This window comes from Grimontia indica, assembly GCF_000333895.2.
Taxonomy (GTDB): domain Bacteria; phylum Pseudomonadota; class Gammaproteobacteria; order Enterobacterales; family Vibrionaceae; genus Enterovibrio; species Enterovibrio indicus.
This window is the reverse complement of record NZ_ANFM02000034.1, coordinates 68,585-91,323: the sequence shown is the minus strand read 5'-3', so window position 1 is coordinate 91,323 and position 22,739 is coordinate 68,585. Positions and strand designations below refer to the sequence as shown.

Genomic DNA, 22,739 nt, shown 5'->3' with positions numbered 1-22,739 from the left:
CCAAAGCCCTGCTAATCTGCAGGGCTTTCATGAAAATGTAATAATTACAAGATTCCGTTTGGTAACAAAGCTCATCAAACCTTCCTCAAAGTTTCACTTCTTTTCCCATTCTTTTCATCCGGCATAATTAAAATAAAGATCCAGAGATGCAATTACGCGCATAGATCATCAATAATTCGTCTCACATTAAAAACACCCATAATATTAATTTGACAAAAATAGTTGACGAAACTTTAGATATGCGCCAACTATTAATACAACAATTATTAACAAATAGACATCTGTCTTTTGGTTATACACTTGGCACATTGGTATTAGTGGAATATTTCCCGAAAGGGGAGGGAATATGGACTTAGAATACATGCAAGCAGTAGACGTATTGGGACAGCTGCGCGTGGGTGACTCTATCAGCGATGCACTGAGGAGTGAGGCGCAATGCGTAACCCGTGAAATCTTTGATAAATATCGGGACCGCTGCGACGTCGAATCGATTGAAGGGCTACTGTTTGATAATGAAGTGAGTACCCAATTAAGAAACACATGGACAGACGCAATATGCGATGTGTGGCTCAATTAAGTCCATTTTCTGTTATCCCTATCATGTTTTAGAGCAAGCAAGTATCCTCGAAGGCTGAAATAGAAATAGTGCAGAGCCTCACTGCTAACGCACAAAAAGTGGAGCCCTTAGTGGGCTCTATTTATTTTCCTTCACTCTAAGAAATGCTTCAATCTGTGCTGGATTCTGATCGGCTTTTCAGCTTTCTAAACCTTACTCCCAGAAAACTTCCAGTCTCTTTTCACTCTATTCCTATATCCAGAACTGGAGATGTAGCCATCCACTTATCCAAAACAGTTTTTAGCTTCAATTAAAATAGAATGAAAAATACCTAAACAATCCATGGCCCCTTCTTTGACCTTTCTTCTTAAACGCTGTCCGAACCCAACTGTTTATATACCCAAATAACCTGAAGATGCAGGATTCAGCGAGATTGACTGGCGTTGTGATCGCGACGTCCCTTTGTAGGTGTAGTCACCTCCATCAAAAAGGGACAACAATGAGCACGACGTCAGTCAACTCGCCCGAAGGGAGGCCTTCAATGCGCCCACTTCTTCGTTAAATTCCACGGAAATAGAATGACTATTCCTCGTGAAATTTGCCTTGAATTGAACGCATTGATGACCTCTGAATACGAGCATCTTCAGGTTACTTGGGTATACATGGCTAACATTCTTTACCGACTTCAGTGGTAATATATCCACATTAGTCATTTTCTATTCCCTAACATTATGCAAACCATCATTGACTGGATTCAAGAAGACGCCTTACGCATGCAGGCGATCAAGGTGGTTCACTCTCTCAAATTACCCAACGGTTATCTTGCCGCGGGCTTTGTCCGGAATCTGGTTTGGGATCGCCTGCACCACAAAGAAAACGCCACCCCGCTCAATGATGTGGATGTGATTTATTTCAATGAAAATGAAACTGATGAGCGTGCCTACCTGTCGTACGAAGCGAAGTTAAATGCATTGATGCCAGCACTTAACTGGCAGGTTCGCAATCAAGCTAGAATGCACACGAGAAATGGTGACCAGCCTTATCAGGATATCTTGGACGCCATGAGTTTTTGGCCAGAGCAGGAAACCGCCGTGGCTGTCCGGCTCACTGACGATGGCGTACTAGAGTGTGTTTCCTCTTTCGGATTTGAGTCTCTTTTCGCGTTAAAAATCACGCCTAATCCCAAGCGCGATATCACCCTCTTCCACCAGCGCATTCATTCTAAAAATTGGCTCTCATATTGGCCAAAATTAACCGTTGAAAAAAGTTTCGAATAACCTGCATCCAATCCGCCTTTCCCACCGTCTCCTTCTCTGACAGCGCTGTCTCATGATGTCAAAAACAATGAGAAGGAAATCCCATGTACAAACACATGCTTGTCGGCACTTTGTTGGTGCTTCCAGCGCTGGCTATTGCCGCAGACAACACTGTCAACACCGCTGCAGGTGAGATTTTTGTCGACCCGAACGGGCACTCGCTCTACACCTTCAGCAAAGACAAAAAGGACAGATCCATCTGTAATGGCGGCTGCGCAGCAAAATGGCCCCCCCTTCCAGTCAATCCAGCGACAGAAATGTTGTATGGCAGTCAATCTGGATTCAGCGTTATTCGTCGCGACGATGGCAGTGAACAATGGGCTTATCAGGGCGCACCACTTTACCGCTGGTTTAAAGACATGAAGGCAGGCGATATCGAAGGAGCAGGTATCAAAGGTGTTTGGCCTTTAGCGCGTGCCGATGATGTGACAGTCCGACTATATAACGATGATAACCGCCGCTATCTGGTGGATGACAACAATTTTACCCTCTATACCTTTGATAACGATGAAAAGGGTATCTCCAACTGCTATGGCGACTGCGCCGCTTATTGGCCACCCGCTTTGGTGGACACGCAGAACATGGCATCACTGACATTGTCCGGTGATTTTGGGGTAACAGAGCGCAAGGATGGGAACGTTCAGTGGACATACAAAGGTATGCCGCTTTACCGATGGATTAAAGATACCGCGCCGGGTCAAACGACAGGAGACGGCGTGAAGGACATCTGGCACATGGTGCCGCTATGAGGTGATATTTGAGTCTCGATACCAAGGAAGTCGGTGAGCTACTCTCCCGCATTGCCCTGAAAGATCGGAGCGCTTTTGAAGCGCTCTATTCGCTTACTGGTTCACGTCTTTATCATTTGCTGGTATCCATCGTCAAAGACGAAGGATTGGCTGCAGACTTACTGCAGGAGGGGTTTCTGAAACTCTGGTTCAGACAGCACAGCTACCCTATTGAATACCCTTGGGCCTGGCTATGTCAGAGTATGCGTAACCTCGCCATTGATGAACTGAGAAAGGCACGCTACTCAAAGGAAGTATCGGTCTCTGACCCCATGTCAGAGGCCGACAAAGGTCTGGCAACGCTGGAAAACGGCGCACATCCCGAGCACCAGAAGCTAAGCTACTGCCTGCAGGCGCTCACACCAGAAAAGCGCAGTGTCATCGTCCTCGCCTATGAGCACGGCATGAGTCATGAAGAAATTGTCGAACATGTAAAATCTCCACTGGGAACAGTGAAATCCTGGATTCGACGCGGACTGATGGAGCTGAAGCGATGCCTAAATTAACCGTTGCGAAACGCTACCAATCCACGGAGTTAAGAGACAGGCTCGCCGCTGAATATGTCCTCGGCACGCTCACACCCAAAGTCCGGCGTCGTCTGGAATGTTTGATGAATCAAGACCCAAGTTGGTGGGAACACATTGAGCACTGGCAGCAGCATTTTGCCGGTATCACCCCTTCTATCGATGCACATTTAGATTGGGAGTTCACCCAACCGCCTGATCGGGTTTGGCGCAATATCGACGCAGCCGTTAACCCCCAACGTGAAGTAGCCAGAACTGTAGCGAAAGCGCCTTGGTGGAAGGGGTTCATCATGCCTTTATCACTGGCCTTTTCGCTGGTGATGGGTGTGCTGATTAGTCCGATCATCACGCCTACCGAGGCTCCAAAGAAAGGGCCGATTATTGTTCAGCCTGCGAACTACTTTGCTTTGATGTCCTCTGAACAGGAACACAATCTGTTTGCCATTGTGGCGTATCGCGGATTAGGGGATGCGAAGTCGACACTGCGTCTGCAGCGGAACCTGCGCGAATCGGAGTTACCGCCGGAAACGGCCACTGTGTGGATGCGGGATAAAGAATCCAGTGAGGTTACCCGCATCGACACGCTGAGAAACATTAATGACACCCGCTTTATGTCGACTGCGGAATGGAAGCAATTGCAGAACAGTTCAGAGCTGATTGTCACCATTGGTGAGACGCCGGACAGTCAAGTGCTATACCGCGGCCGTTGTGTTGAACTGAGTAACTGGAACGCCATTTAAAAACGGGTCAGGGGGTGCACTGTCGCCTCCTGACCTTCATTTAAAATACAGTGATTAATCACATTTCCAAGTGCGAATGCGGCATATTCTGAAGCTGATTTCTTCATTAGGTTCAGGACAATATGGACGTATTACTGCTCGCTGGTTTAATTGTGATTAACGGCTTGTTTGCCATGTCGGAGATTGCGCTTGTCGCCGCCAAAACCAGCCGACTGAAACGCATGGCGGAAACCCGAAAAGCCGCCTCAGTCGCGCTTTCCCTCAAAGAAAACCCCAACACCTTTCTTTCCACCATCCAAATCGGCATCACTGTTATCGGGCTTCTGAGCGGTATTGTCGGTGAAGCCACACTCTCCAAACCTTTCGCAGCGTTTCTCGTTTCAGCTGGTATGCACATCGAAACGGCAGATTATCTCTCCACCGCTTGCGTGGTGCTTGGCATCACCTACTTTGCCATCGTCGTGGGCGAGCTGGTGCCAAAGCGTATCGCGCAGTCTCATGCTGAAACTATCGCCGTTCTGGTTGCTCGTCCCATCCGCTGGATTTCTATTATTACCCGGCCGTTTGTGGTGGCGCTGAGTGTCTCAACGCAAACATTGCTGAAAGGTCTTGGTGTGCGCGAAGACAGCGAAGAAGCAGTGACAGAAGATGATATTCAGGCCATCCTCAATGAAGGTTCTGAATCCGGTGCGATAGAGCCACGTGAACAAACCATGATCCGCAACATTCTGCACCTCAATGATCGTCTGGTCAGCTCGCTGATGACACCCCGCCGCGACATCGATTATCTCGACATCAACCAGCCTGTCGATCAAGTTCTGGCGCGCATCCGAAGTACCAAGCACAGCGTTTTCCCGATCTGTCGTGGCAATCTGGATAACGTTATCGGCACCGTTTCTTCCAAACTGCTGCTGAACCATGTCAGCGACATCAACACCACCGTCATTGCCAAATTGCTAAGACGCCCTATGTATGTGCCAGAGTCGATGAAAGGGCTAACGCTGCTCGATTACATGCAGCGCCAAGGGGCAGAAATGGCGTTTATTGTTGATGAATACGGCGATATTCAAGGGCTGGTTACGCACTATGATTTGCTGGAAGCGATTGCCGGTGAGCTCTCGCTCTCACCACAGGATTTGTGGGCGCAGGCTCTGGAAGAAGGTGGTTGGGTGATGGATGCGTTGATCCCTTTGAACGAGTTGAAAGACCGGCTTGGGGTTTCGACTTTGGAGGGCGAAGAAGCCGAAGGTTTCCAAACCCTAAATGGCATGTTGAGTTGGTTAGCGGAGCGGGTGCCTGGCGAGGGGGAAGTACTTCTTCATCAAGGCTGGCGCTTTGAGGTTCTTAAAGTCAAACACAATCGCGTCGCCAAGGTAAAGGTGACACAGGTGCGCGCAGAAACCGAAGCGGATATCTAACCAATAAAAAGCCCTCCAAACGTTGGAGGGCTTTTTCTATCGGAAGAAAACTGCTTAGTTGTATCCCGACACTTGCTTCGAGAAGTTATTCATCGCTTTCACGCCGTCAATCTGGTCAGTAAAGCCCAGCGGCAGTTTGGTATTCGGAGAAAGCTTTTCTGGCGTCGAAAAATACGGGATCGCATTGCCGCCCATCACAGTGCGCTCCGCAGAGTAACCAACCGCGATATTGCGTGCCAAATCCGGCGTCAGTACACCATGATTCAGTCCCATGTTATGTCCCAGTTCATGGCGCATGACATCGGTGCCACAGTTAAGCGAGCCCGACGCCACCATGTTGAAACGGCTGGATTTCACATACGCTAAGCCGCAACCACTTTCTGTACCCTCATAGTAAATCGCGTCCGCTTTCAGGGCATCACGTCGTTGTTGGGCAACTGGGTTTGAGCGTATTTCGCGCAGCACATCACCAAGTCTCAGCCAGGTATCCGGCGTCTGGAATTTCTCAAGAGAAACCATGCGGAAACGGAAATTCGCCCCTGAATTCAACAGCGCTTCATTGGTTTTCACGAAGCCTTCCACCAAACGAGCACGTGATTTGGTTTCGCCAATTTTCTGCACGTTTCGATGGCTGTAGTAAGCCAGTAAATCGATGGTGACGGTTTCGCGTTCCCAGTTTCCACTGCCATTGACGACAAAGGTTGCCCATTCGCCACGGTACAGTCTATTTGGACTCATACCCTGCCCTGATACCACAAACGACCAGGCGGCATCCGTTTTCACGTGAACACGGGTGCCTTCGCCACGATTTGGAAATTTCAAATCCCGAACCCAATTAGCATTGGAAAAGTAAACGTGCGTATCAGGCGCAGTGATATTGAGCTCGCCGTTTTTCACATCACGTGCATTCAGGCGTACTTCTGGACTCTTATACAAGCTCCACAGATTGCGGTCACCACGATAAACAAACACATACTCCTGGCCGTTTCTGAGCGTTAGAGGCGCACCCACATTGGTACGGGTGTTCATAATGGTGGCATTCCAGTCCGCGCGGGAGCGAATGGCCACGGTATCCCCTTCCTTGCCCTGTCTGGGCAAGGAAATGTTGCCGATGTAATTAGCATTGGCAAACTGCACCACTGTCATCGGTGAGTAAGGGGTTGGCACCACACCGTCTTTAATATCACGCGCATTGATAAAGCGTTCCGGTGCAGACTTAAAGAACCATTTTTTATACTGCTTGTTGTAGACCAACACGTATTTGTCTTTGGTTCGGATCGAAGCCGTACTCTTGGTTCCCAATTGCGCTTCATCAATGCGTGATGTCCACGACGCGTTGGACGTGATCACTATGCCCTGAAGCTGATTAACGTTTTCAGGCAGTTTCACCGCCCGCGTCCAGTTACTGTTGTACATGTGATAACGAACAAAACGCTGTCCCGCATCGTTCTTGATGGTATCCCCCACCTTGTTTGGCGTCTGGAGATCCATGTCCATACCCCACGCTTTGGTGGCAGCATCATAGCGGAACGTCACCGAGTCATTGGTGTAGAGATAAACGGTTTCAAAATCCAGAGAGTCATGACTGATTGAAGAGGTATAACCCGCATTAGAAACCAGATTCACAATGGTTTTGTCCTGGGGCGCTGTGGGGAATTTTATCTCGCCCACCCAGTTTCCGTTGTAAGTCGTAAAAGTGATGTTGTTGTCGTTATTCGGCAATTGCCCATCGGGAAAATCCTTTGCCGTATAATTTCCTGCCAATGCCGTTGCAGAAAAAAGCGCCACGCCAAGGCTCGCCACAATCCCTATATCTCTTTTTAGATGTTTAAGATTCATCAAATATCCTTTTATTTTTATCCATATCAGTCAGTGTGTTTCCCTGACTTAGAGAAAAGGTTATTCAATTAATCATGATAAATTTGTTTATGAAGTGAGATGAGTAAGAATATCAGTACTTTTCTGCCACTGAAGTGGCAAAAAAAAGCCCGGCATCCAAGGAGAAAATGCCGGGGGAGTGTTTTGCAGTTCACTGGAAGAAAGAACCGCATCAAATGGAGAATGTGTGCCTTCAGTAAACTCGAAAAACCGAAGACACTTGATCATGATTGCGCGACAGATAATCCTTCCGCGTCGAAGAAGTGCAGCTTGTTGGTATGGAACTGGATACCCACGTTGTCGCCAGCTCTTACCTCGCTTTCCCCATCGGTGCGAACGGTTATTTTGCCGAGCTCACCACAATCAACAACTACATAGATATCCGCACCAAGGTATTCAGTCACATCTACGATGCCCTGACAGTTACCTTCTTCCGGAGAAACCAGATTTATGGCCTCTGGACGGATGCCAAGCTGGGTTGCAGAACGTGAGTGCGAATATACCCCGCCATTGCCGCCTGCCAGCCCATATTCTCCCCCTTCTGTCACGCAGGGCATGATGTTCATCTTAGGGCTGCCGATAAACTGCGCGACAAAGAGGTTCGCAGGGTGGTCGTACAAGGTTTTCGGACTACCAATCTGCTCAATCACACCGCCTTGCAGGACGACAATTTTGTCGGCAAGGGTCATCGCTTCTACCTGATCGTGTGTCACGTAAATCATGGTGGATTGCAAAGACTGGTGAAGCTTGGCGATTTCGTAACGCATTTCGACACGAAGCGCCGCATCCAGATTCGACAAGGGTTCATCAAACAGGAACGCTGTTGGGTCTCGGACGATAGAGCGACCAATCGCAACACGCTGTCGCTGACCACCGGAAAGGTGTCTTGGACGACGGTCGAGATAATCCTCAAGCTTGAGCACCTGCGCCGCGTAATTCACTTTTTCGTCGATTTCAGACTGCGGACGCCCTTGGGTTTTCAGGCTAAAACCCATGTTGTCGCGCACTGTCATGTGTGGATAAAGTGCATAGCTCTGGAACACCATGGTCAAACCGCGTTTGGCTGGCGGTTGATCTGTCATGTCAGTGCCGTCAATCAAGATCTGCCCGCGGCTGGTTTCTTCAAGGCCAGCAATCATCCGGAGCAGCGTAGACTTGCCGCAACCCGAAGGCCCAACAAAAATCACTAGTTCACCCTCATCCACCGAGAGATCGATCCCCTTGATGACCTGCGTGTCGCCATACCATTTTTCGACGTTGTTCAGTTGAATTGAGCCCATGTCAGCCTCCTGCTAAGTCAGACAGCGACCAGGAAAGCCAAACGGCTGCTGTCCAAGTAAAATGCCCGCCGCCTGCCGGCGTTCCATTGTCCGGGTTGAAGTATTCGGCGAAGCCATAATTTGCAATCAAACCCGCGGTTTGCTGGCGCACTGCCCTCGCGAGTGTGATATGTCCTTGCTCTTCCAGTCCCCAACCAATCAACGCGTTCATGATGGCCCACACAGGACCTCGCCAATAACGCATAGCGTCGTATTTCTCTCCTGCCGGATCATAGCTCGGCACAATGTAATGCCCATTCGCAAGGATGCGCTCGAGATGGTGCACCATTTCCGGGCTTTCAATGCCTGCGTACCAGCAAAGGAATGAAGCATTTGACAGACTCCCCGCGAACTTGCCGTTTCGCAGATTCACGCTGTCGAATGCGTTAATCTCTCTGTTCCAGATTTGTTTGCAGCCTGCTTCCAGCGTTGCGATCCAGCCTTCAATCTCGGAGACATCCTCACCTAACAATTTTCCGATCTCCGCTAAATCACGGTGGCCACGAAGCAAGGTAAAGTGAAGACTCGGATCAGCGACCCGAAACGGACTGGTTTGCTCTATCACCTTCTCATCCCAGCCGCAGTCACGACCTAAGTACAAAAGCGATAAATAGCGGTCGTAATCCAGCTTGGTCGGGCGCATCGACGCGTCCACATGAGACGTATCACGACGCTTGTATTCGCCGACGTGAGAGATATCAATCGCCTCTGAGGCTTCATCCCAATCCGGCGCATTATCGCGGCCACTCTCCCAAGGATGCGTGCTTGCCACCACACCGGATTCCGCGCGGCAGGCCATGTACCAGCGGTGCCATTTGATCAACGCCGGATAAATGGTTCTAAGTTTCTCCAGACCGAGTGCTTCGTCACGCTGATAAATCTTGCGCGCAAAGGTTGCCACCAATGGCGGTTGGCTAATGCCTGACGACGCGATCGGCCCTTTTCCACCCCAGACCTCCGGCCCCGGAAAGTAACCTTCATCGGGTTGGTGGAAAACAATGTGCGGCACCATGCCGTTATCCCACTGGGCAGTCAGTAAAGTTTCAATTTCCTGCCAGGCACGCGGTAAGTCGAAGGTTGAAAAACCCAACGCCGCAAACGCGCTATCCCAGTTCCACTGATACGGGTACAAACCCGCCGTGGGTATGGTGTAACCGCCTCGATCGTTATCTGTCAGTATGTCGATGGCTTGTTTATCCAGAGCTTCCATAATCAAATTCCCAAAATTTTAAGCTGTTGGCCGAAAGGCGCTTTACCGCGAATCTCGCGCCTTAGGGCATATCGTTATTTGACTGATCCCGCCGTGAGACCTTTCACCATAAACCGCTCAAGACCCAGGAAAATCATCATGATAGGCACGGTGGCAATCACTGCCCCAGCCATCAAATGCTGACGCGGTATTTCCGAGCTGTTGAGCATGGCGACCCCGCGGGTCAGGGTGAATTTGGATGGATCATCGAGCAACATGAAAGCAAGCAGGAACTCGTTCCACGCGATCATAAAGACGTACAGCGATACCGACGCCATGGCAGGCAAACTGAGTGGCAGCGTGATTTTCAAAATAACTTTGAGACGCGACAGCCCATCCATCAGGCCCGCTTCTTCCACTTCTGCTGGCAATCCGCGGAAGTAGCCCTGCAGCATATAAAGCGCCACAGGAATCGTGGTCACCGGATATATCAGCAGAATACCAAACAGGGAATTGCGAAGGCCCAACATGCTGAATCCGATATAGATAGGCAGCGCGAGAACGATCATCGGCACCATATAAATCAGCAGAATCGAGCGGGACATCGCCGCTTGACCTCGGAAACGGAGACGCGCAACGGCATAGGCTCCCGGAACGCTGAAAAGCAAAGTGACAATCACGGTCGCGACCGACACGCTGAAGGAAGTCAGCAGGTATTCGCCGAAATTGAACTGCTCAAAAAGTTCGACATAAGAGCGGAACAGACCCAATCCTTTGTCGAGATCCAGGCTGAAATCGAGTGGATTGGCCAGCAGCGCTTGCTGGCTTTTCAGACTGGTCATTACCATCACATAGAAAGGCACTGCCACGATGATGATGAAAAACAGGTAGCCGAACCAATACATGAAGTTGATGATCGCACTTTCAAATTCATGGCGATCCAGCCATCCCTCAGGGGTTTCCACCAACATGCGGGAGAGCGGCCAGACGGTGAAAAGTGCCATGACAACAAATGCCACAGCCTGCGACGACGTATGCTCAGCCAGCGAAATAGTGAACGGTGTGCCAAGTGTCAGCACCATGAATATCAGCAAATAGACGGTGGTGGCGCTGACCACCAAAGACGTACCTTCAAGACGGTGTTGCATGCGAAGCACATACACTGCGCACACTGCACCAGCCAGAAGGGAAATCCACACATAAGGTGCCACACCCGCACCGGTCATCAATGCCAGCGCCACCGTCACGGTAATGGCGGCGCTGATGCCCCAACCTGCGCCGATGGCGGCGGCAACAAAGTCCGCCTGGCGATACCAGCATTTTTCTGAAGCCGTCATCATAAACCCTCCTCACGGCTGACATAGCGGAAGAAGAAGAACGAGAAGATCAGCAAGCAGACGAAGATCACCACGGCCACGGCTGCACCCGCGCCAATGTTGGACAGTGCAAAGGCTTGCTCATACACATTCACTGTCAGTGTTCGCGTCCCGGCATTACCGCCGGTGAGTAGGAAGATGTCGTCGAACTTGTTGAAGGTCCAGATAAAGCGCAGCAGGAAAAGGACCGACAGAATGCCAAGCAACTGGGGAATCGAGAGGTACCAGAATTGCTGGAAGGGCGACGCGCCATCCATTCGGGCAGCTTCGTACATGTCAGCGTCTATCGACTGCATCCTTGCCAGAATGAACAGGAAGGAGAGCGGGAAGTAACGCCAGATCTCAAACACTGTCACACTGATCAGTGCCAACGGCTTTTCGCCAAAGAAGTTGATAGGTTCAGTGATCGCGCCCATTTGAATCAAAAGCGCGTTGGCCGAACCGGAAAACGGGTCAAACAGTGTCACCCAGGTAAAGGCAACAGCAATCACGGGCGCAACATAAGGAAACAGCATCAAGCCACGAATGAAGCCCTGACCTTTGAATGTTTTGTTCAGCAGCAGCGCCGCCATCATACCCACGACAAGTGCGCCAATGGTGCCGAAAACCGTGTAGAAAATGGTCACCCAGAGGACTTCAATAAACTCATTACTGTCGAATACCTTGGTGAAGTTGTCGAACGTAAAACTGGTATTAAAGAGGTCTGAACTACTGATACCTGCCATTTCCGCCGGATAATCACGCATCCCCACAAGGTTTGCGATATAGGCTTCCTCGACCACAACCGGGATTTGCATACGCTCTTTGTAGCCCGGCTCCCAATCTCCCAGCTCACAGAAAATTTCGCGGCCATTCAGGGTGCAGTTTTCTGGAACAGATTGTGCGGTAAGGCCTTCTGGAATGACATCACGCAGCGTGACGCTCTCAATCGCCTTTTCCTTTGAACGGTTCGTCAGGCGATATTCGATTTTGATTTCGTCTCCCGCCGCTTTGGGTTTGCCACGGAAGCGCTCGTAGACATTCGGCTCGACGGGTCGCAAATCGGCTAATTCAATCGGCTTGGCACTGATCCAGAAGATAGACAGCAATGGAAGCAGAACCACCAGCGCGACCGAAATCAAAGTCGGAGACAACAGACCCCATGCCAGCCGCGTTTCCCGTTTTTGTAGCGGTCCGACACCCTTGGGCGGCTCAGGTTTTACAGTGTTAATTGATTCGCTCATCCCAGTTCCTTGGATATGACTTCCCCGTCAGGAGCGGATTTCTCCGCTCCCGTTGGGTGATTGTGTTCGGGAATGAATGCGTCGCTTAGTAAAGCTCAGCCAGTGCTTTATTCATGGCATCGACCGTGGCAGAGGCATCACGCGTGCCGTCGATGTATTCGCGCACCAGTCGGTTGATCACTTGGCTGTTGATAACCTTCGATGCCAGCGCCAGTTGGCCTTCTGCCACACCCCAACGTTGCGCGTTGTTCAAGCCACCAACGATTTCATCAATCATTTCGGCTTCATACAGCTCAGACAGAGGCGCTTTACGGTCAACACCAACCGGCAGTTTTGACCATGCTTCGGTATAAAGTGTCGCGTTATCTTCGGTGCCGCGTCGAACAGGGAACTTGCCTTCTGGCGCAATCGACAATGTATTGGTGTAACCATCGCTCATGGAGTAACGGACGAAAGCCATGGCATTGTCGATGTCTGCATCTGTCGTGATACCGAAGTAACGTACATCCCCCCATGCGGCGCCTTCCGGATTAGATGGACCAGAGAAACGGGTCACGATACCGGTTTTTGAAGCCAATTCGCGGCTGGTTGGATCGTCATTAGTCGTTGGTGGCGCGCTGTCACGCAGCCCTGCCAGCTCGTCGAGAATGAACGGAGACCAGATGATCATCGCTGCTTTGCCGCCAAAATACAGCTCGCGGGATTGCTTCCAGTACAGCTCACCATCTGGCGAGGCGTCGGCAATCGCTTTGTAGAAATCCAGCACTTCGATGGTTTTCTTCTTATCCAGTTGCTGAATGCCGTCTTTGTTCACTGGCGTCACGCCATTGGCGAGGAAAACATGCTCAAGCACCTGGCTCATGAAGTTTTCGTCGACCTTAGTCGCCGCTACAAAGCCGAACATGTTTGGCGGATTATGAAGTTTTTCGATCGCTTTCAGCACGTTTTCATAGGAATCCGGCGCGGCCAGTTTGTTGGCATCAAACAGGTCTTTGCGGTAAACGAGCATCTGGGTCCAGCCATCAACCGGCACCGCCGCGTAACCATCTTCCACCGTCGCCATTTCCAGTGCGCCCGGTGCAAAAGTATCAACACCCAGCTCTTCAATCACTTCTGTGGCGGCATCCGCATCCAGAATACCCGCTTCTGACCATGGGAGTGTGTATTGCAAAGTGTGGTAAATCACGTCAGGCAGATCACCTGCAGAGAAAGCCGCAGTCGCACGGGTACCAAGATCACTCTCAGTCACCGGAATCACTTCAACCTTGGTACCGGTCAGCTTTTCGAAGTCTTTCGCCATCTCCTGTTGACGCTCCAGACGCTCTGGCTGCTCTTCCGTTGTCCAGAACCGGATGGAGTCGGCATATACCGATGAGACGCCAAACATCGCTGTTATCACGATACCCGCCAGCCAACGGCGCTTGCCAGTCTGCTGATTGTTCATGGTTTACTCCTTTTTGTGCGCGTTCATTACGTCGTCTAATACCCGCCGTTTACTAAAAGCGTAGTATGTACTCACTTTCCTTGATATTACTTGGTGACATGGTGCTTGATTCCGTGGGACAGGCGCTTTATCAATTGGGCATTCACCAGCTTTCGGAGATCTTCCGGCCGCTCCCCATTGATTTGACGAAGCAGCAGCGTCGCTAACTGCTCACCTGAATAACGCATGTCCACAGAAAACGTTGTGAGTGGTGGCGAGGCGAATTCACTTTCAGGCAGACCGTCATAACCAATCACTGCCAGGTCTTTTCCTATCTCAATCCCGCGCTCTGAGGCAGCGCGATAGATCCCGAGAGCCGCAATATCAAGCGCACAGACAACCGCCGAGGGCGGTTCACTTTGAGAAAGTAAAACCTCACCTAATCTTTGTCCTGCCGCCTTGGTAATGCCGCCCCATAGCAACAGACTTTCATCCACTTCCAGACCGGACAATTGCATGCCTTGACGGAAACCGTCTTCCCGCAAATGGCTGTAGTTGTATTCATCGCCACCATTCACAAAGGCAATGCGCTTATGGCCGCGCCTAGCCAGAACCTGCACCGATTCACGCATCGCGGCTTCACCGCGGATATCGAAGAAGCTGACGTTATCCAAATCCTGCGAGCGGCCAAAAATCACAAAGGGCACTCCCTCTTCCTTTAACAGGGCAATACGCGGGTCGTGCGCTTTGCTTCGCGGTAGGATGAATCCATCCACTTTGTGCTCTTCAATCAGGCGGCGAAGCGTCTGCAACTCATCTTTTTCGCCATTCGCGGTCGCAACAGTTAACGTCCAGTTATGGCGGCTTACCGCCCGACTGATCCCATCAATAAAGTTGGTCAGGAAAGGTCTGTGGGCATTGTCACTGCCGAGGTTCAGTACCAGCCCTATGGCACAAACCTGCCCGGTTTTAATGGCTTGGGCGTAACTGAGTGCGCGATAACCCATTTCCTTGGCTTTTTCACGAACGCGCTGTTTGGTAATCGGAGAGATATCAGGATAGTCATTGAGTGCACGGGAAACCGTGCCTTTGGAAAGCCCCAATGCCTTGGATAGTTCATTGATCGTCGGGCGTTTTTCTCGAAGCCCGCGACCGACTGCTGACACTCTCGGATTGAACGTCATAAACCACCTTGTTCCGTACTGATAATTTAAAAACTATTTAACGAAACCGGTTTCGGCAAATGATGAATGTGTCATTAGCGAGAAAAACTGCACCAAGTGGGTTCAAGAGGATGAGGTCGGAGTTGTTACGGTTATAAAAGCAAAAGGCCAGCAGAATGCTAGCCTTTGAGTCTTTGGGAATGCGCTTAAAGCTTGCGACCGAGGCGCTTTTCGATCTGTTTCTTTTCCCAATCTGGGCCGAAGAAGTTCAGGATTTCGAATGAGCTTAAAGCGTGGACAGTAATACCGATGCCCCAGCCCATCGCTGGCCACCATGCCCAAATGTAACCTGGACTGGTAAGGAAGTTGATCACAAACAGCAATCCTATCACCAGCACGTAGGTGGTCAGGTGGGAATAAAACCCTTTAATTTCTCGCACCTGATTAATCACACGTTCTTCTTCGGCGGTGTATTTCACTTCTTCTGTCATGTCGGGCTCCGGTTCTTTTTGAAGGTCAGAAACTTGGATTTCAAAGACAGCCGCCAGAGACTTCAGCGATTCCAGACCTGCTTTATCGCCACGTTCAATTCTCTGAATGGTACGGACACTGAGACCGCTCATTTCAGAAAGTTGCTCTTGCGACCAGCCGCGCTGCAATCGTAATTTCCTGACAATCATCTTGTTTTTCCTTTTCGTTGTGAACGCTTCAAAATTTACCGAACTTTCCTTGTTGTCAGGAACGTCACTCACCCGACACATACATGACAGTGCTTTTAAAACAGTAGGTTATCGTGATTTTGTTGTTTATCAAATCGGGGCGTCATTGATGCGACAAACACCCGTCAGGAAGGAAATTCAGAGGAAAAAGTCACACACTCCCATCGGTTTCAATCACCAACACCCGCGCTTCACCCAAAGGTTTGGCAACGTGCTCCGTGCCTTCAGAGGCGTAGAAAATATCTCCTGCCTGAAGCATCACTGACTTCTCGTCACCTTCCTCACGAAAATGCATCTCAACCATGCCGTTGAGCACTACAAAGACTTCCTCGCCTTCGTTGATGTGCCACTTGTAGGGTTTGTCAGTCCAGTGCAGTCTGGTGGTGATACCGTTCATATTAGCGATATCCATCGCTCCCCAGGCATTCTCCGCGGTGAACTTCGCACTTCGAATCACTCTCATGATCACATCCTTGATAAGTTGAACAATACGAATTGGATGTCATGAGCATAGCGCTGAAATCTATACCAATCTGCGCAGAAAGCGGGATTTATGAAAGGAAAAAGCTAGGGTGTATTGATCTTTGCTGGGAAGGTATTGGCGTCACAATCAAAAAGAGCAAGCTATTAGCTTGCTCTTTTTTAAAAGGACACCAGCGAAGGCACTTTGGTTTGGAAAATCGTTTCCATTGGCACCTTGACGTTGATGGAGTAGCCAAGGTGGTCAATTTCCATCGAAACCGGCCTTTCTCCCTCTCCATGGGGAAGAATGCCCGTCATGCCCGTTAAGTGACCGCTGACAACAGCCACTGTTACACCATCCACCTGACTGTTGGCGACAGAAGTAGCATCTTCGTAGTAATACAAAATCGTTTTGATCTTGATGATGTGGGATTCAGGGATAGAGGCCAAATACCTGCCGTGACGCACCAGATGTGAAAAGCCCGGCGCTTGTTTCACTTCCTGCAATCCCGCTTGGGTAGTTCGCACAAAAAGGTGGCATTTGAACAAAGGCTCATAAGAGATTCGCCGTTTATTACCCACAGTTTCCCAATACCTGCGTTCAGGCAAATAGACTTCATAGCCTTGCGCTAACAGGTAGTCGCGGAGGAGTTTTTCCTCATTAAAATGGGTATAAACTGCATACCAATGATAGTGATGCAATTCGATCTCTCCAGTAAAAGAAAAAGGTGTCGCCTACCAAAAAATTCAGGCGAAAAAATACTTCAGGCAGCCGGAGATCACGATGCATCGAAAGGTAATTATAAGAGTGATAAATTCATCGCGACGTCTGTGAGTTGCCAACAAAACTCATGGCTCGAAAAAGCCTGCCAGACTGCATGGAGTTGATGTGAAGATAGTAGCCTTTTAGCGGGCTACAGGGAAGTGAATTCGGGTGCCAGCGTGAGCTTCGCCTTCGAACAAAATTGACTCTTTGGCGAATATCACACATCAGAGTGAAAACGCTAAAGTTAGGGTTGGAATGAACGAGGGTCGACTTAGAGCCAAGTCAGCCCTGAATAAGGTTTTGCTTTTAGACTATCCAGTCTACTTTGAAGGCCACCAGCATGAATTTCGAGCTTATGCCCGTCCGGATCCAGAAGGTAAAGAGATTGCCCCTCGCTGTGGTTTTGTTTCCACTCGCTCACACTTTTTTGCGCGCTGATGCGGCGAACGCTACAAAGTTTTCATCGTCGATATCGAAAGCAATGTGTGAGTAATCATCTTTCTCACAAGGTTCATCGACGGAAAGGCAGAGCCAAAGGTCACTCAAAGAAAGGTAAGCGCCACCATCCCATCTGACATGACCTTGAAAACCCAGAACATCAAGATAAAAAGCAAGCGAGCGCTCTAAATCAGACACCGCCAGCGTGATGTGATTCAACCCTTTCAGCATGGTTTAGCCCACCAATTTTTTGGTGAGGAAGTGAAGCTGATGCTCATCGCCGGGAAAGGCATCCAGTGTCATTTGGTTTTGATAACCCAGAGATTCGTAAAATGGTCTGGCCTGAAAACTGAAGGTATCAACCATGGCAGATTTACACCCTTTGCCGACGGCTTCCGCTTCCATCTTCTGCATCAGGGTTTTGCCGATACCCTCCCCTTTCAGCGCAGGATCAATCCAGAGGAACAGGATGTGCATCCAGTTACCCCAAAAGCGCGAGACAATACCACCACGCCTTTGACCGCTTTCATCAACAACAAAGACCGCCATTTGCATCTCGTTCAGATGCTCGACGAAAGGGTCATTGAACGTCCGAAGCCCGCCGCGCACGTCCATGATGTCCTGCTCTGTCGGATTGGCAAAAACCTGATACTCCATCACTCCTCCCTGAGTCTCAGTCTTCGCTAACTGGCTGACTGGTTGTCTTCCTTCACCGCATCTTTCAGCTTCTTGATGCGGGATTCTTTATAACCAAAGATACCGAACATCGCGACGGTAACAGCAATACAGGTATAAAGCTGCAGCTGGGAGTAAATATTGAAGTTGGTTGCGAGGAAATAAAGCATCAGAGCCATCAGCACGATTTGGATAACCCAGCGGGGTTTGTCATTGAAGTTGAAGGTCTTAGTGTCTTCTTCGTAACGCACGTGCACGCGCCCTACGAGAAAACCAAGGTTAATCAGCAATCCATCGTTATCAGTCGCTGATTTAAAGTCGATGTGGTTCAGCGCCAGGTATTTTTCCAGACCTTTCAGATCCATTCAGAGATTCTCCCAAAAACATCTTGTCGAAAGCACACGCTTTCCATTTGCCCGATAATATCAGAAGAGCAGCGCGAGTCTGAATGCCGTGCGTCAGCCTCACCCAATTTGTTGTTACGAAGTGTGAGTCAAAATGAGAAAAGGCCACCTTTGCAGGTGGCCTTTGATTACGAGGTAAAGAGGTAAAAGCGAATAAACCAAAAAGCGATGATTATTTTATTCACGTTTCTGTGATTGTTTGGTTTCCCAGTCAGTCGTGGAGACCCGCTTTTCGCATAATAAAGTCGTCAACACCAGTCGGGATAATCAAACCTACAACAGCTTCCATACACTCCTCATGTCGACCTTGGATGACTTCATCATATGCCAGAAATGAAAGGTAATTTGTGAATCTCGCCGAGAATTCAGCTTGCCAGTTCACTTTCCTTACTCTTTGAATATTTGGATATTATTGGGCTTTGCTTGACGACCAATCAGGTACAAAAAAGGCAGCTTCAATGCTGCCTTTTGACATTCTATTTGGGGAGGAAGATACGATATATCGCGCCTTCTTCATCTCTCAGGCTGAGCGCCCGTTTGCCTGATATACGGTGGTTGGAAGCGTCTTCAAAACTCCAATGAGTGGATTTGGCGCCTTCGCGCAGTGCAATGCTGACACCAAGCGCTTTGAGCTCTTCCAAATTGTCCGATTCTCTGACGATATCGCCGCTAAGTACATTCACCAGCTTCATACTGCATACCTCTCGTCGTTCAGGTTTTTCCCTAAACCTAATTCGAGGCTAGCAAACGAATGTGACGATTTTTTGAACCATTTATTGGACTCATTAACTTTTCGACAGACAACCAAGTTCTACTGTAAGCACACGCACCTCCAGAACAATTCTTCGATTGACTCTTAGTTTCCGGTTCCCTCGACGCAACGCTAAAACGGCAATTTACATCGACTTTCTGTGTCATTTTCTTTGATGTTTCAGCCAAAACGGTACGTTTTTATCTCTTCATTTTTAAGCTCCACGACCAAATCATACAGGTTCATATCCCTGTATGTTTTCAGAACCAAAAATGTTCTAAGTGCGTCATTTTCAGAAGTTTGTGCAACGCTATCTTTATTTTTGTGCAATAAATTTATAACAAACCACTCGTAACGTTCGGTGCTAAGTTCTATTGCACCTGCTTTACGAGCCGATGCAGTGGGATATCTGCACGCGGCCAGCACATCAAAATTTGCTTGGCTTCTTAAACGCGACAACGACAAATAAAACGGAAACAGGACGAAAGGGAAACAAGATGAACAGCATGAAACTGACTGTCATGGCTGCCAGCACCCTTCTGCTGGCTCAAACTGCCAACGCTGAAACACTCCGCTTACTCACCTGGGGTGGTTACGCACCACAGGAAGTCATTGACCAATTCCAAAAGGAAACCGGTATTGACGTTAAGGTCACCAAGTCTAACAACGAGGACATGATCTCAAAACTCCGCGCGACCCGCGGCGCTGGCTTTGATCTCGTCCAACCCAGTCAGGATCGCATCACAGGTGCGCAACGTGACTTCAATATTTACCAACCCATTGATCTGTCAAAAATTGACACCAGTTTGCTGATCCCTTCCATGCTGGATGCAACCAAGAAAAATACTGGACTGGACGGCGCGGTATACGGCGTTCCCCACATCTGGGGCACCAGCGGTCTGGTTGTCGATACCAAGAGTGCTTCAGGCATCAAAGATTACACGGACCTCTGTGACGATGCCTATAAGGGTAAGGTTTCCTACCGCCTGAAACGCCCAACCCTTATCGGCTTTGCATTTGCCATGGGTGAAGACCCATTTGCTGCCTACAGCGATCCTGCCAAGTATCAGGCGATTCTCGATAAAGTGCAGGCAAAACTGATCGAGTGCAAACCGAACGTGAAAGCCTATTGGTCAGGCGGCGATGAGCTGCTGAATCTTGTCAGATCCGGTGAAGTGGTGGGCGCGATGGCATGGGATGCGGGTGGCTGGAAGGTGAACCGCGACAATACCGACATTACCTTTGTGGCACCTGAATCAGGTGCGCTGGGTTGGATTGACACCTTCGCGATTCCGAGAAAGTCAAAAGCTGTCGATGCGGCTTACAAATGGATTAACTTCGTCAACCAGCCGGAAATCGCCGCCAAAATCACCGAATCTGCGGGTAATTTCACTGCTTCTAAAGGTGCCGACAATTTCGTGAATGATACGGCGAAAGCCCAGTTCCAGGCGAGCTTCCCCCAGGCTGATATCGACAATATCAAATGGTACCCAACCGTTCCTGCCGGGCTGGAGGAAATGGAAGGTCTGGTGCTGGATCGCGTGAAAGCAGCGAACTGATCACCTCAATGTACCCAGACGGTCTGCATCATGCAGGCCGTTTCTCTTCATTTTCAAATTCACAGGCGTTGTTTCTATGTCAGAAAACCCGATTCCCGATCTGGAATGCCACTCCCTCAACAAATCCTTCGGCAGCTTCACGGCAGTAGACAACATCAATGTCACCGTGCCCAAAGGCAGTTTCTTTTCTATTCTTGGCCCGTCTGGCTGCGGAAAAACCACCCTTCTGAGAATGCTGGCCGGTTTTGAACAACCAACGTCGGGCGATATCATCATCAAAGGTAACCGTGTTAACGACATTGCTCCCAACCGTCGTCCTGTGAACATGGTGTTCCAGCATCTGGCGCTGTTTCCCACCATGACGGTGTCTGAAAACATTGGTTATGGTCTTCGCCGCCGAAAAGCACCGAAGAATGAAATAGACCGCAAGGTCGATGAAGTGCTCGCCCGAGTCGGGCTTTCCGGCAGTGGGCCAAAGCAAATATCCCAATTATCCGGCGGACAAAAACAGCGTATCGCCATTGCGCGCTGTCTGGTACTGAACCCAGACGTACTGCTGCTTGATGAGCCTTTAGGCGCTCTGGACCTCAAACTCCGCGAGCAAATGAAAGTGGAGCTCAAGCACCTTCAGCAGGAGTTCGGCACCACCTTTGTGTATATCACCCACGACCAGTCGGAAGCACTAGTAATGTCCGATCAAGTCGCCGTGATGAATAACGGTCGCTTCGAACAACTCGGTTCGCCACAGGATCTTTATTACTCCCCAGCCACCGCCTTTGTCGCCAAGTTTGTGGGTGAAAACAATCACCGCTCAGGTACAGTTGCAGACGTTAACGGGCAGACTGTCACCATCACGGGCCAATATGGCGAACGCTTGATGGCCAACGCCAACCAAACGATGAAGGTGGGCGATAAAGTAGATGTCTTCGTCCGGCCGGAAGCCATCAGCATCGCGCAGGCAGATCAAAAACCACCACAGGTGGAGAACGGGTTTGGTGTGCAGGTAAAAGAAATCCTGTTTGACGGCTCACGCAGCCAGTTAGTGGTGGAAAGTGCCCCGAACCAAAATCTGTTTTCAGTGCAGTTGCCACAAACAGAAAGCTTTCGCACTATTCGCCCCGGCGATCCGCTGTTCATTCACTGGCAAGCAGCCGTTTCACGCTGTCTGCCCGTCCAGAGTTAGGAGGGAGCATGATAGAACGTGGAAACCGCCTGGCTCTCTACCTGCTGCTGACGCCATTCTTACTTTGGCTGACACTACTGATCATTTTGCCTCATGTGCAGATGTTCAATATCTCGATTCACGATCGTGTAGTGGGCGGCGCAAAAGTCCTGAGCATGGATAACTACGCCACCTTCTTTACCGAACCTTTGTATTGGCGGACCTTTGCCCGCACCGCCATCATGTCGCTGTTGGCCACGGCACTGACGCTGCTGATTGCCTTTCCAGTGGCATTTTACATCGCCAAAGTGTGTCAGGGTAAAACCAAAAGCCTGCTGTTTGTTGCCTGCCTGCTCCCTTTCTGGGTGAGTGAACTGGTGCGTTCCTATGGGTGGATGATCCTGCTTCGCGAGTCTGGCCTTGTCAGCGGTTTTCTTCAGTATCTCGGGCTTGCAGATCAGCCTGTCGAGCTCCTCTACAATGACGCCACCATTATGCTGGGCTTGGTTTATACCTCCATGCTCTTTATGGTCGTGCCGCTTATTACCACGCTCGATAGCCTAGATAACAGTCTGATAGAAGCGGCTTATGACCTTGGCGGCAGCAGTTGGGATGTGCTGCGCGAAGTGGTGATCCCCCATGCGATGAGCGGCATTGTCGCGGGCTGCATTGTGGTCTTTATGCTGACGCTGGGTAACTACCTGACACCAACGCTCCTTGGCGGCAAAGACAGCCTGTGGTTTACCGAACAGATCTTCACCCAGTTCATCACCCGGTTTAACTGGGAGCAGGGTTCAGCGTTCGGCATTTTGCTGCTCGCACTCTCCTCACTGATGGTGTGGGGCGGGTTAAAAATCACCCGTCAGTCTTTCGTGAAAACCATGGGGTGA

Annotated in this window: 22 protein-coding genes and 1 pseudogene; 9 read left to right on the top strand and 14 right to left on the bottom strand. The window is 49.9% G+C overall.

All coding sequences use genetic code 11. The features are described 5' to 3' along the window. The first annotated feature begins 346 nt into the window (after positions 1-346). The 6 genes from D515_RS18655 to D515_RS18625 all read left to right on the top strand — a co-directional run bounded on the left by D515_RS18655 (position 347) and on the right by D515_RS18625 (position 5,342). On the top strand, positions 347-577 hold the full coding sequence (locus D515_RS18655; protein WP_039850304.1) for a hypothetical protein: 231 nt from the start codon (positions 347-349) through the stop codon (positions 575-577). Positions 578-1,287: 710 nt separating this feature from the next. Next, positions 1,288-1,833 (top strand): nucleotidyltransferase family protein, encoded by a 546-nt coding sequence (locus D515_RS18645; protein WP_002540704.1) that lies wholly within the window; start codon positions 1,288-1,290, stop codon positions 1,831-1,833. Between the two features lie 83 nt (positions 1,834-1,916). Continuing rightward, on the top strand, positions 1,917-2,621 hold the full coding sequence (locus D515_RS18640; protein WP_002540703.1) for a hypothetical protein: 705 nt from the start codon (positions 1,917-1,919) through the stop codon (positions 2,619-2,621). A gap of 8 nt (positions 2,622-2,629) precedes the next feature. Next, positions 2,630-3,166 (top strand): RNA polymerase sigma factor, encoded by a 537-nt coding sequence (locus D515_RS18635; RefSeq protein WP_002540701.1) that lies wholly within the window; start codon positions 2,630-2,632, stop codon positions 3,164-3,166. Next, positions 3,154-3,924 (top strand): hypothetical protein, encoded by a 771-nt coding sequence (locus tag D515_RS18630; RefSeq protein WP_002540700.1) that lies wholly within the window; start codon positions 3,154-3,156, stop codon positions 3,922-3,924. Before D515_RS18635 ends, D515_RS18630 begins: the two co-directional genes overlap by 13 nt. Before the next feature lie 122 nt (positions 3,925-4,046). Next, on the top strand, positions 4,047-5,342 hold the full coding sequence (locus D515_RS18625) for a hemolysin family protein (protein WP_002540699.1): 1,296 nt from the start codon (positions 4,047-4,049) through the stop codon (positions 5,340-5,342). Positions 5,343-5,396: 54 nt separating this feature from the next. Here the strand turns inward: D515_RS18625 and D515_RS18620 are convergent, their stop codons facing one another. The 14 genes and pseudogenes from D515_RS18620 to D515_RS18550 all read right to left on the bottom strand — a co-directional run bounded on the left by D515_RS18620 (position 5,397) and on the right by D515_RS18550 (position 19,069). Next, positions 5,397-7,181 (bottom strand): zinc-dependent metalloprotease family protein, encoded by a 1,785-nt coding sequence (locus D515_RS18620; protein ID WP_002540697.1) that lies wholly within the window; start codon positions 7,179-7,181, stop codon positions 5,397-5,399. A 263-nt stretch (positions 7,182-7,444) separates the two neighbouring features. Continuing rightward, positions 7,445-8,500 (bottom strand): ABC transporter ATP-binding protein, encoded by a 1,056-nt coding sequence (locus tag D515_RS18610; protein ID WP_002540695.1) that lies wholly within the window; start codon positions 8,498-8,500, stop codon positions 7,445-7,447. A gap of 1 nt (position 8,501) precedes the next feature. Further along, positions 8,502-9,749: an MGH1-like glycoside hydrolase domain-containing protein gene (locus tag D515_RS18605; protein WP_002540694.1), complete on the bottom strand. Its 1,248-nt coding sequence runs from the start codon at positions 9,747-9,749 to the stop codon at positions 8,502-8,504. Positions 9,750-9,823: 74 nt separating this feature from the next. Next, a complete protein-coding gene (locus D515_RS18600; protein ID WP_002540693.1) occupies positions 9,824-11,068 on the bottom strand; it encodes a carbohydrate ABC transporter permease in 1,245 nt (414 codons plus the stop codon). Beyond that, on the bottom strand, positions 11,065-12,327 hold the full coding sequence (locus D515_RS18595; RefSeq protein WP_002540692.1) for a carbohydrate ABC transporter permease: 1,263 nt from the start codon (positions 12,325-12,327) through the stop codon (positions 11,065-11,067). The genes D515_RS18600 and D515_RS18595 overlap by 4 nt, the downstream gene beginning before the upstream one ends. An 85-nt stretch (positions 12,328-12,412) precedes the next feature. Then, complete coding sequence (locus D515_RS18590) at positions 12,413-13,771, bottom strand: ABC transporter substrate-binding protein (RefSeq protein ID WP_002540690.1); 1,359 nt, start codon at positions 13,769-13,771, stop codon at positions 12,413-12,415. Between the two features lie 86 nt (positions 13,772-13,857). Beyond that, entirely contained in the window at positions 13,858-14,934 is a 1,077-nt protein-coding gene (locus tag D515_RS18585; protein ID WP_002540688.1) for a LacI family DNA-binding transcriptional regulator, read from the bottom strand. A 185-nt stretch (positions 14,935-15,119) separates the two neighbouring features. Beyond that, positions 15,120-15,593 carry a 2TM domain-containing protein gene (locus D515_RS18580; RefSeq protein ID WP_002540687.1) on the bottom strand — a complete coding sequence of 158 codons (474 nt, stop codon included), beginning with the start codon at positions 15,591-15,593 and terminating at the stop codon, positions 15,120-15,122. Positions 15,594-15,783: 190 nt separating this feature from the next. Continuing rightward, the gene (locus tag D515_RS18575; protein ID WP_002540686.1) at positions 15,784-16,095 is read right to left on the bottom strand and encodes a cupin domain-containing protein; all 312 of its coding nucleotides are present in this window, start codon (positions 16,093-16,095) and stop codon (positions 15,784-15,786) included. A 179-nt stretch (positions 16,096-16,274) separates the two neighbouring features. After that, on the bottom strand, positions 16,275-16,796 hold the full coding sequence (locus tag D515_RS18570) for a transcription termination/antitermination NusG family protein (protein WP_002540684.1): 522 nt from the start codon (positions 16,794-16,796) through the stop codon (positions 16,275-16,277). A 335-nt stretch (positions 16,797-17,131) separates the two neighbouring features. After that, positions 17,132-17,529, bottom strand: a pseudogene (fos, locus tag D515_RS18565) (fosfomycin resistance glutathione transferase). 3 nt (positions 17,530-17,532) lie between these two features. Beyond that, positions 17,533-17,955: a GNAT family N-acetyltransferase gene (locus D515_RS18560; RefSeq protein WP_002540681.1), complete on the bottom strand. Its 423-nt coding sequence runs from the start codon at positions 17,953-17,955 to the stop codon at positions 17,533-17,535. A 26-nt stretch (positions 17,956-17,981) separates the two neighbouring features. Continuing rightward, positions 17,982-18,338: a hypothetical protein gene (locus tag D515_RS18555; protein ID WP_002540679.1), complete on the bottom strand. Its 357-nt coding sequence runs from the start codon at positions 18,336-18,338 to the stop codon at positions 17,982-17,984. A gap of 515 nt (positions 18,339-18,853) precedes the next feature. Continuing rightward, positions 18,854-19,069, bottom strand: coding sequence for a hypothetical protein (locus D515_RS18550; protein WP_002540677.1), 216 nt, complete (start codon positions 19,067-19,069; stop codon positions 18,854-18,856). 556 nt (positions 19,070-19,625) lie between these two features. Here D515_RS18550 and D515_RS18540 point away from each other — a divergent pair. From D515_RS18540 to D515_RS18530, 3 genes are all read left to right on the top strand, one after another. Continuing rightward, the gene (locus D515_RS18540; protein WP_002540676.1) at positions 19,626-20,687 is read left to right on the top strand and encodes an extracellular solute-binding protein; all 1,062 of its coding nucleotides are present in this window, start codon (positions 19,626-19,628) and stop codon (positions 20,685-20,687) included. A 76-nt stretch (positions 20,688-20,763) separates the two neighbouring features. Continuing rightward, the gene (locus D515_RS18535) at positions 20,764-21,870 is read left to right on the top strand and encodes an ABC transporter ATP-binding protein (protein ID WP_002540675.1); all 1,107 of its coding nucleotides are present in this window, start codon (positions 20,764-20,766) and stop codon (positions 21,868-21,870) included. Positions 21,871-21,878: 8 nt separating this feature from the next. Continuing rightward, the gene (locus D515_RS18530) at positions 21,879-22,739 is read left to right on the top strand and encodes an ABC transporter permease (RefSeq protein ID WP_002540674.1); all 861 of its coding nucleotides are present in this window, start codon (positions 21,879-21,881) and stop codon (positions 22,737-22,739) included.

Excerpts from the sequence above, each read along its gene's own strand:
- D515_RS18530 (WP_002540674.1), top strand. The coding sequence starts at position 21,879 with ATGATAGAACGTGGAAACCGCCTGGCTCTCTACCTGCTGCTGACGCCA.
- D515_RS18640 (WP_002540703.1), top strand. The coding sequence starts at position 1,917 with ATGTACAAACACATGCTTGTCGGCACTTTGTTGGTGCTTCCAGCGCTG.
- D515_RS18585 (WP_002540688.1), bottom strand. The coding sequence starts at position 14,934 with ATGACGTTCAATCCGAGAGTGTCAGCAGTCGGTCGCGGGCTTCGAGAA.
- D515_RS18625 (WP_002540699.1), top strand. The coding sequence starts at position 4,047 with ATGGACGTATTACTGCTCGCTGGTTTAATTGTGATTAACGGCTTGTTT.
- D515_RS18575 (WP_002540686.1), bottom strand. The coding sequence starts at position 16,095 with ATGAGAGTGATTCGAAGTGCGAAGTTCACCGCGGAGAATGCCTGGGGA.
- D515_RS18610 (WP_002540695.1), bottom strand. The coding sequence starts at position 8,500 with ATGGGCTCAATTCAACTGAACAACGTCGAAAAATGGTATGGCGACACG.
- D515_RS18590 (WP_002540690.1), bottom strand. The coding sequence starts at position 13,771 with ATGAACAATCAGCAGACTGGCAAGCGCCGTTGGCTGGCGGGTATCGTG.
- D515_RS18580 (WP_002540687.1), bottom strand. The coding sequence starts at position 15,593 with ATGATTGTCAGGAAATTACGATTGCAGCGCGGCTGGTCGCAAGAGCAA.
- D515_RS18540 (WP_002540676.1), top strand. The coding sequence starts at position 19,626 with ATGAACAGCATGAAACTGACTGTCATGGCTGCCAGCACCCTTCTGCTG.
- D515_RS18655 (WP_039850304.1), top strand. The coding sequence starts at position 347 with ATGGACTTAGAATACATGCAAGCAGTAGACGTATTGGGACAGCTGCGC.
- D515_RS18630 (WP_002540700.1), top strand. The coding sequence starts at position 3,154 with ATGCCTAAATTAACCGTTGCGAAACGCTACCAATCCACGGAGTTAAGA.
- D515_RS18535 (WP_002540675.1), top strand. The coding sequence starts at position 20,764 with ATGTCAGAAAACCCGATTCCCGATCTGGAATGCCACTCCCTCAACAAA.
- D515_RS18620 (WP_002540697.1), bottom strand. The coding sequence starts at position 7,181 with ATGAATCTTAAACATCTAAAAAGAGATATAGGGATTGTGGCGAGCCTT.
- D515_RS18605 (WP_002540694.1), bottom strand. The coding sequence starts at position 9,749 with ATGGAAGCTCTGGATAAACAAGCCATCGACATACTGACAGATAACGAT.
- D515_RS18595 (WP_002540692.1), bottom strand. The coding sequence starts at position 12,327 with ATGAGCGAATCAATTAACACTGTAAAACCTGAGCCGCCCAAGGGTGTC.
- D515_RS18560 (WP_002540681.1), bottom strand. The coding sequence starts at position 17,955 with ATGGAGTATCAGGTTTTTGCCAATCCGACAGAGCAGGACATCATGGAC.
- D515_RS18550 (WP_002540677.1), bottom strand. The coding sequence starts at position 19,069 with ATGAAGCTGGTGAATGTACTTAGCGGCGATATCGTCAGAGAATCGGAC.
- D515_RS18600 (WP_002540693.1), bottom strand. The coding sequence starts at position 11,068 with ATGATGACGGCTTCAGAAAAATGCTGGTATCGCCAGGCGGACTTTGTT.
- D515_RS18555 (WP_002540679.1), bottom strand. The coding sequence starts at position 18,338 with ATGGATCTGAAAGGTCTGGAAAAATACCTGGCGCTGAACCACATCGAC.
- D515_RS18645 (WP_002540704.1), top strand. The coding sequence starts at position 1,288 with ATGCAAACCATCATTGACTGGATTCAAGAAGACGCCTTACGCATGCAG.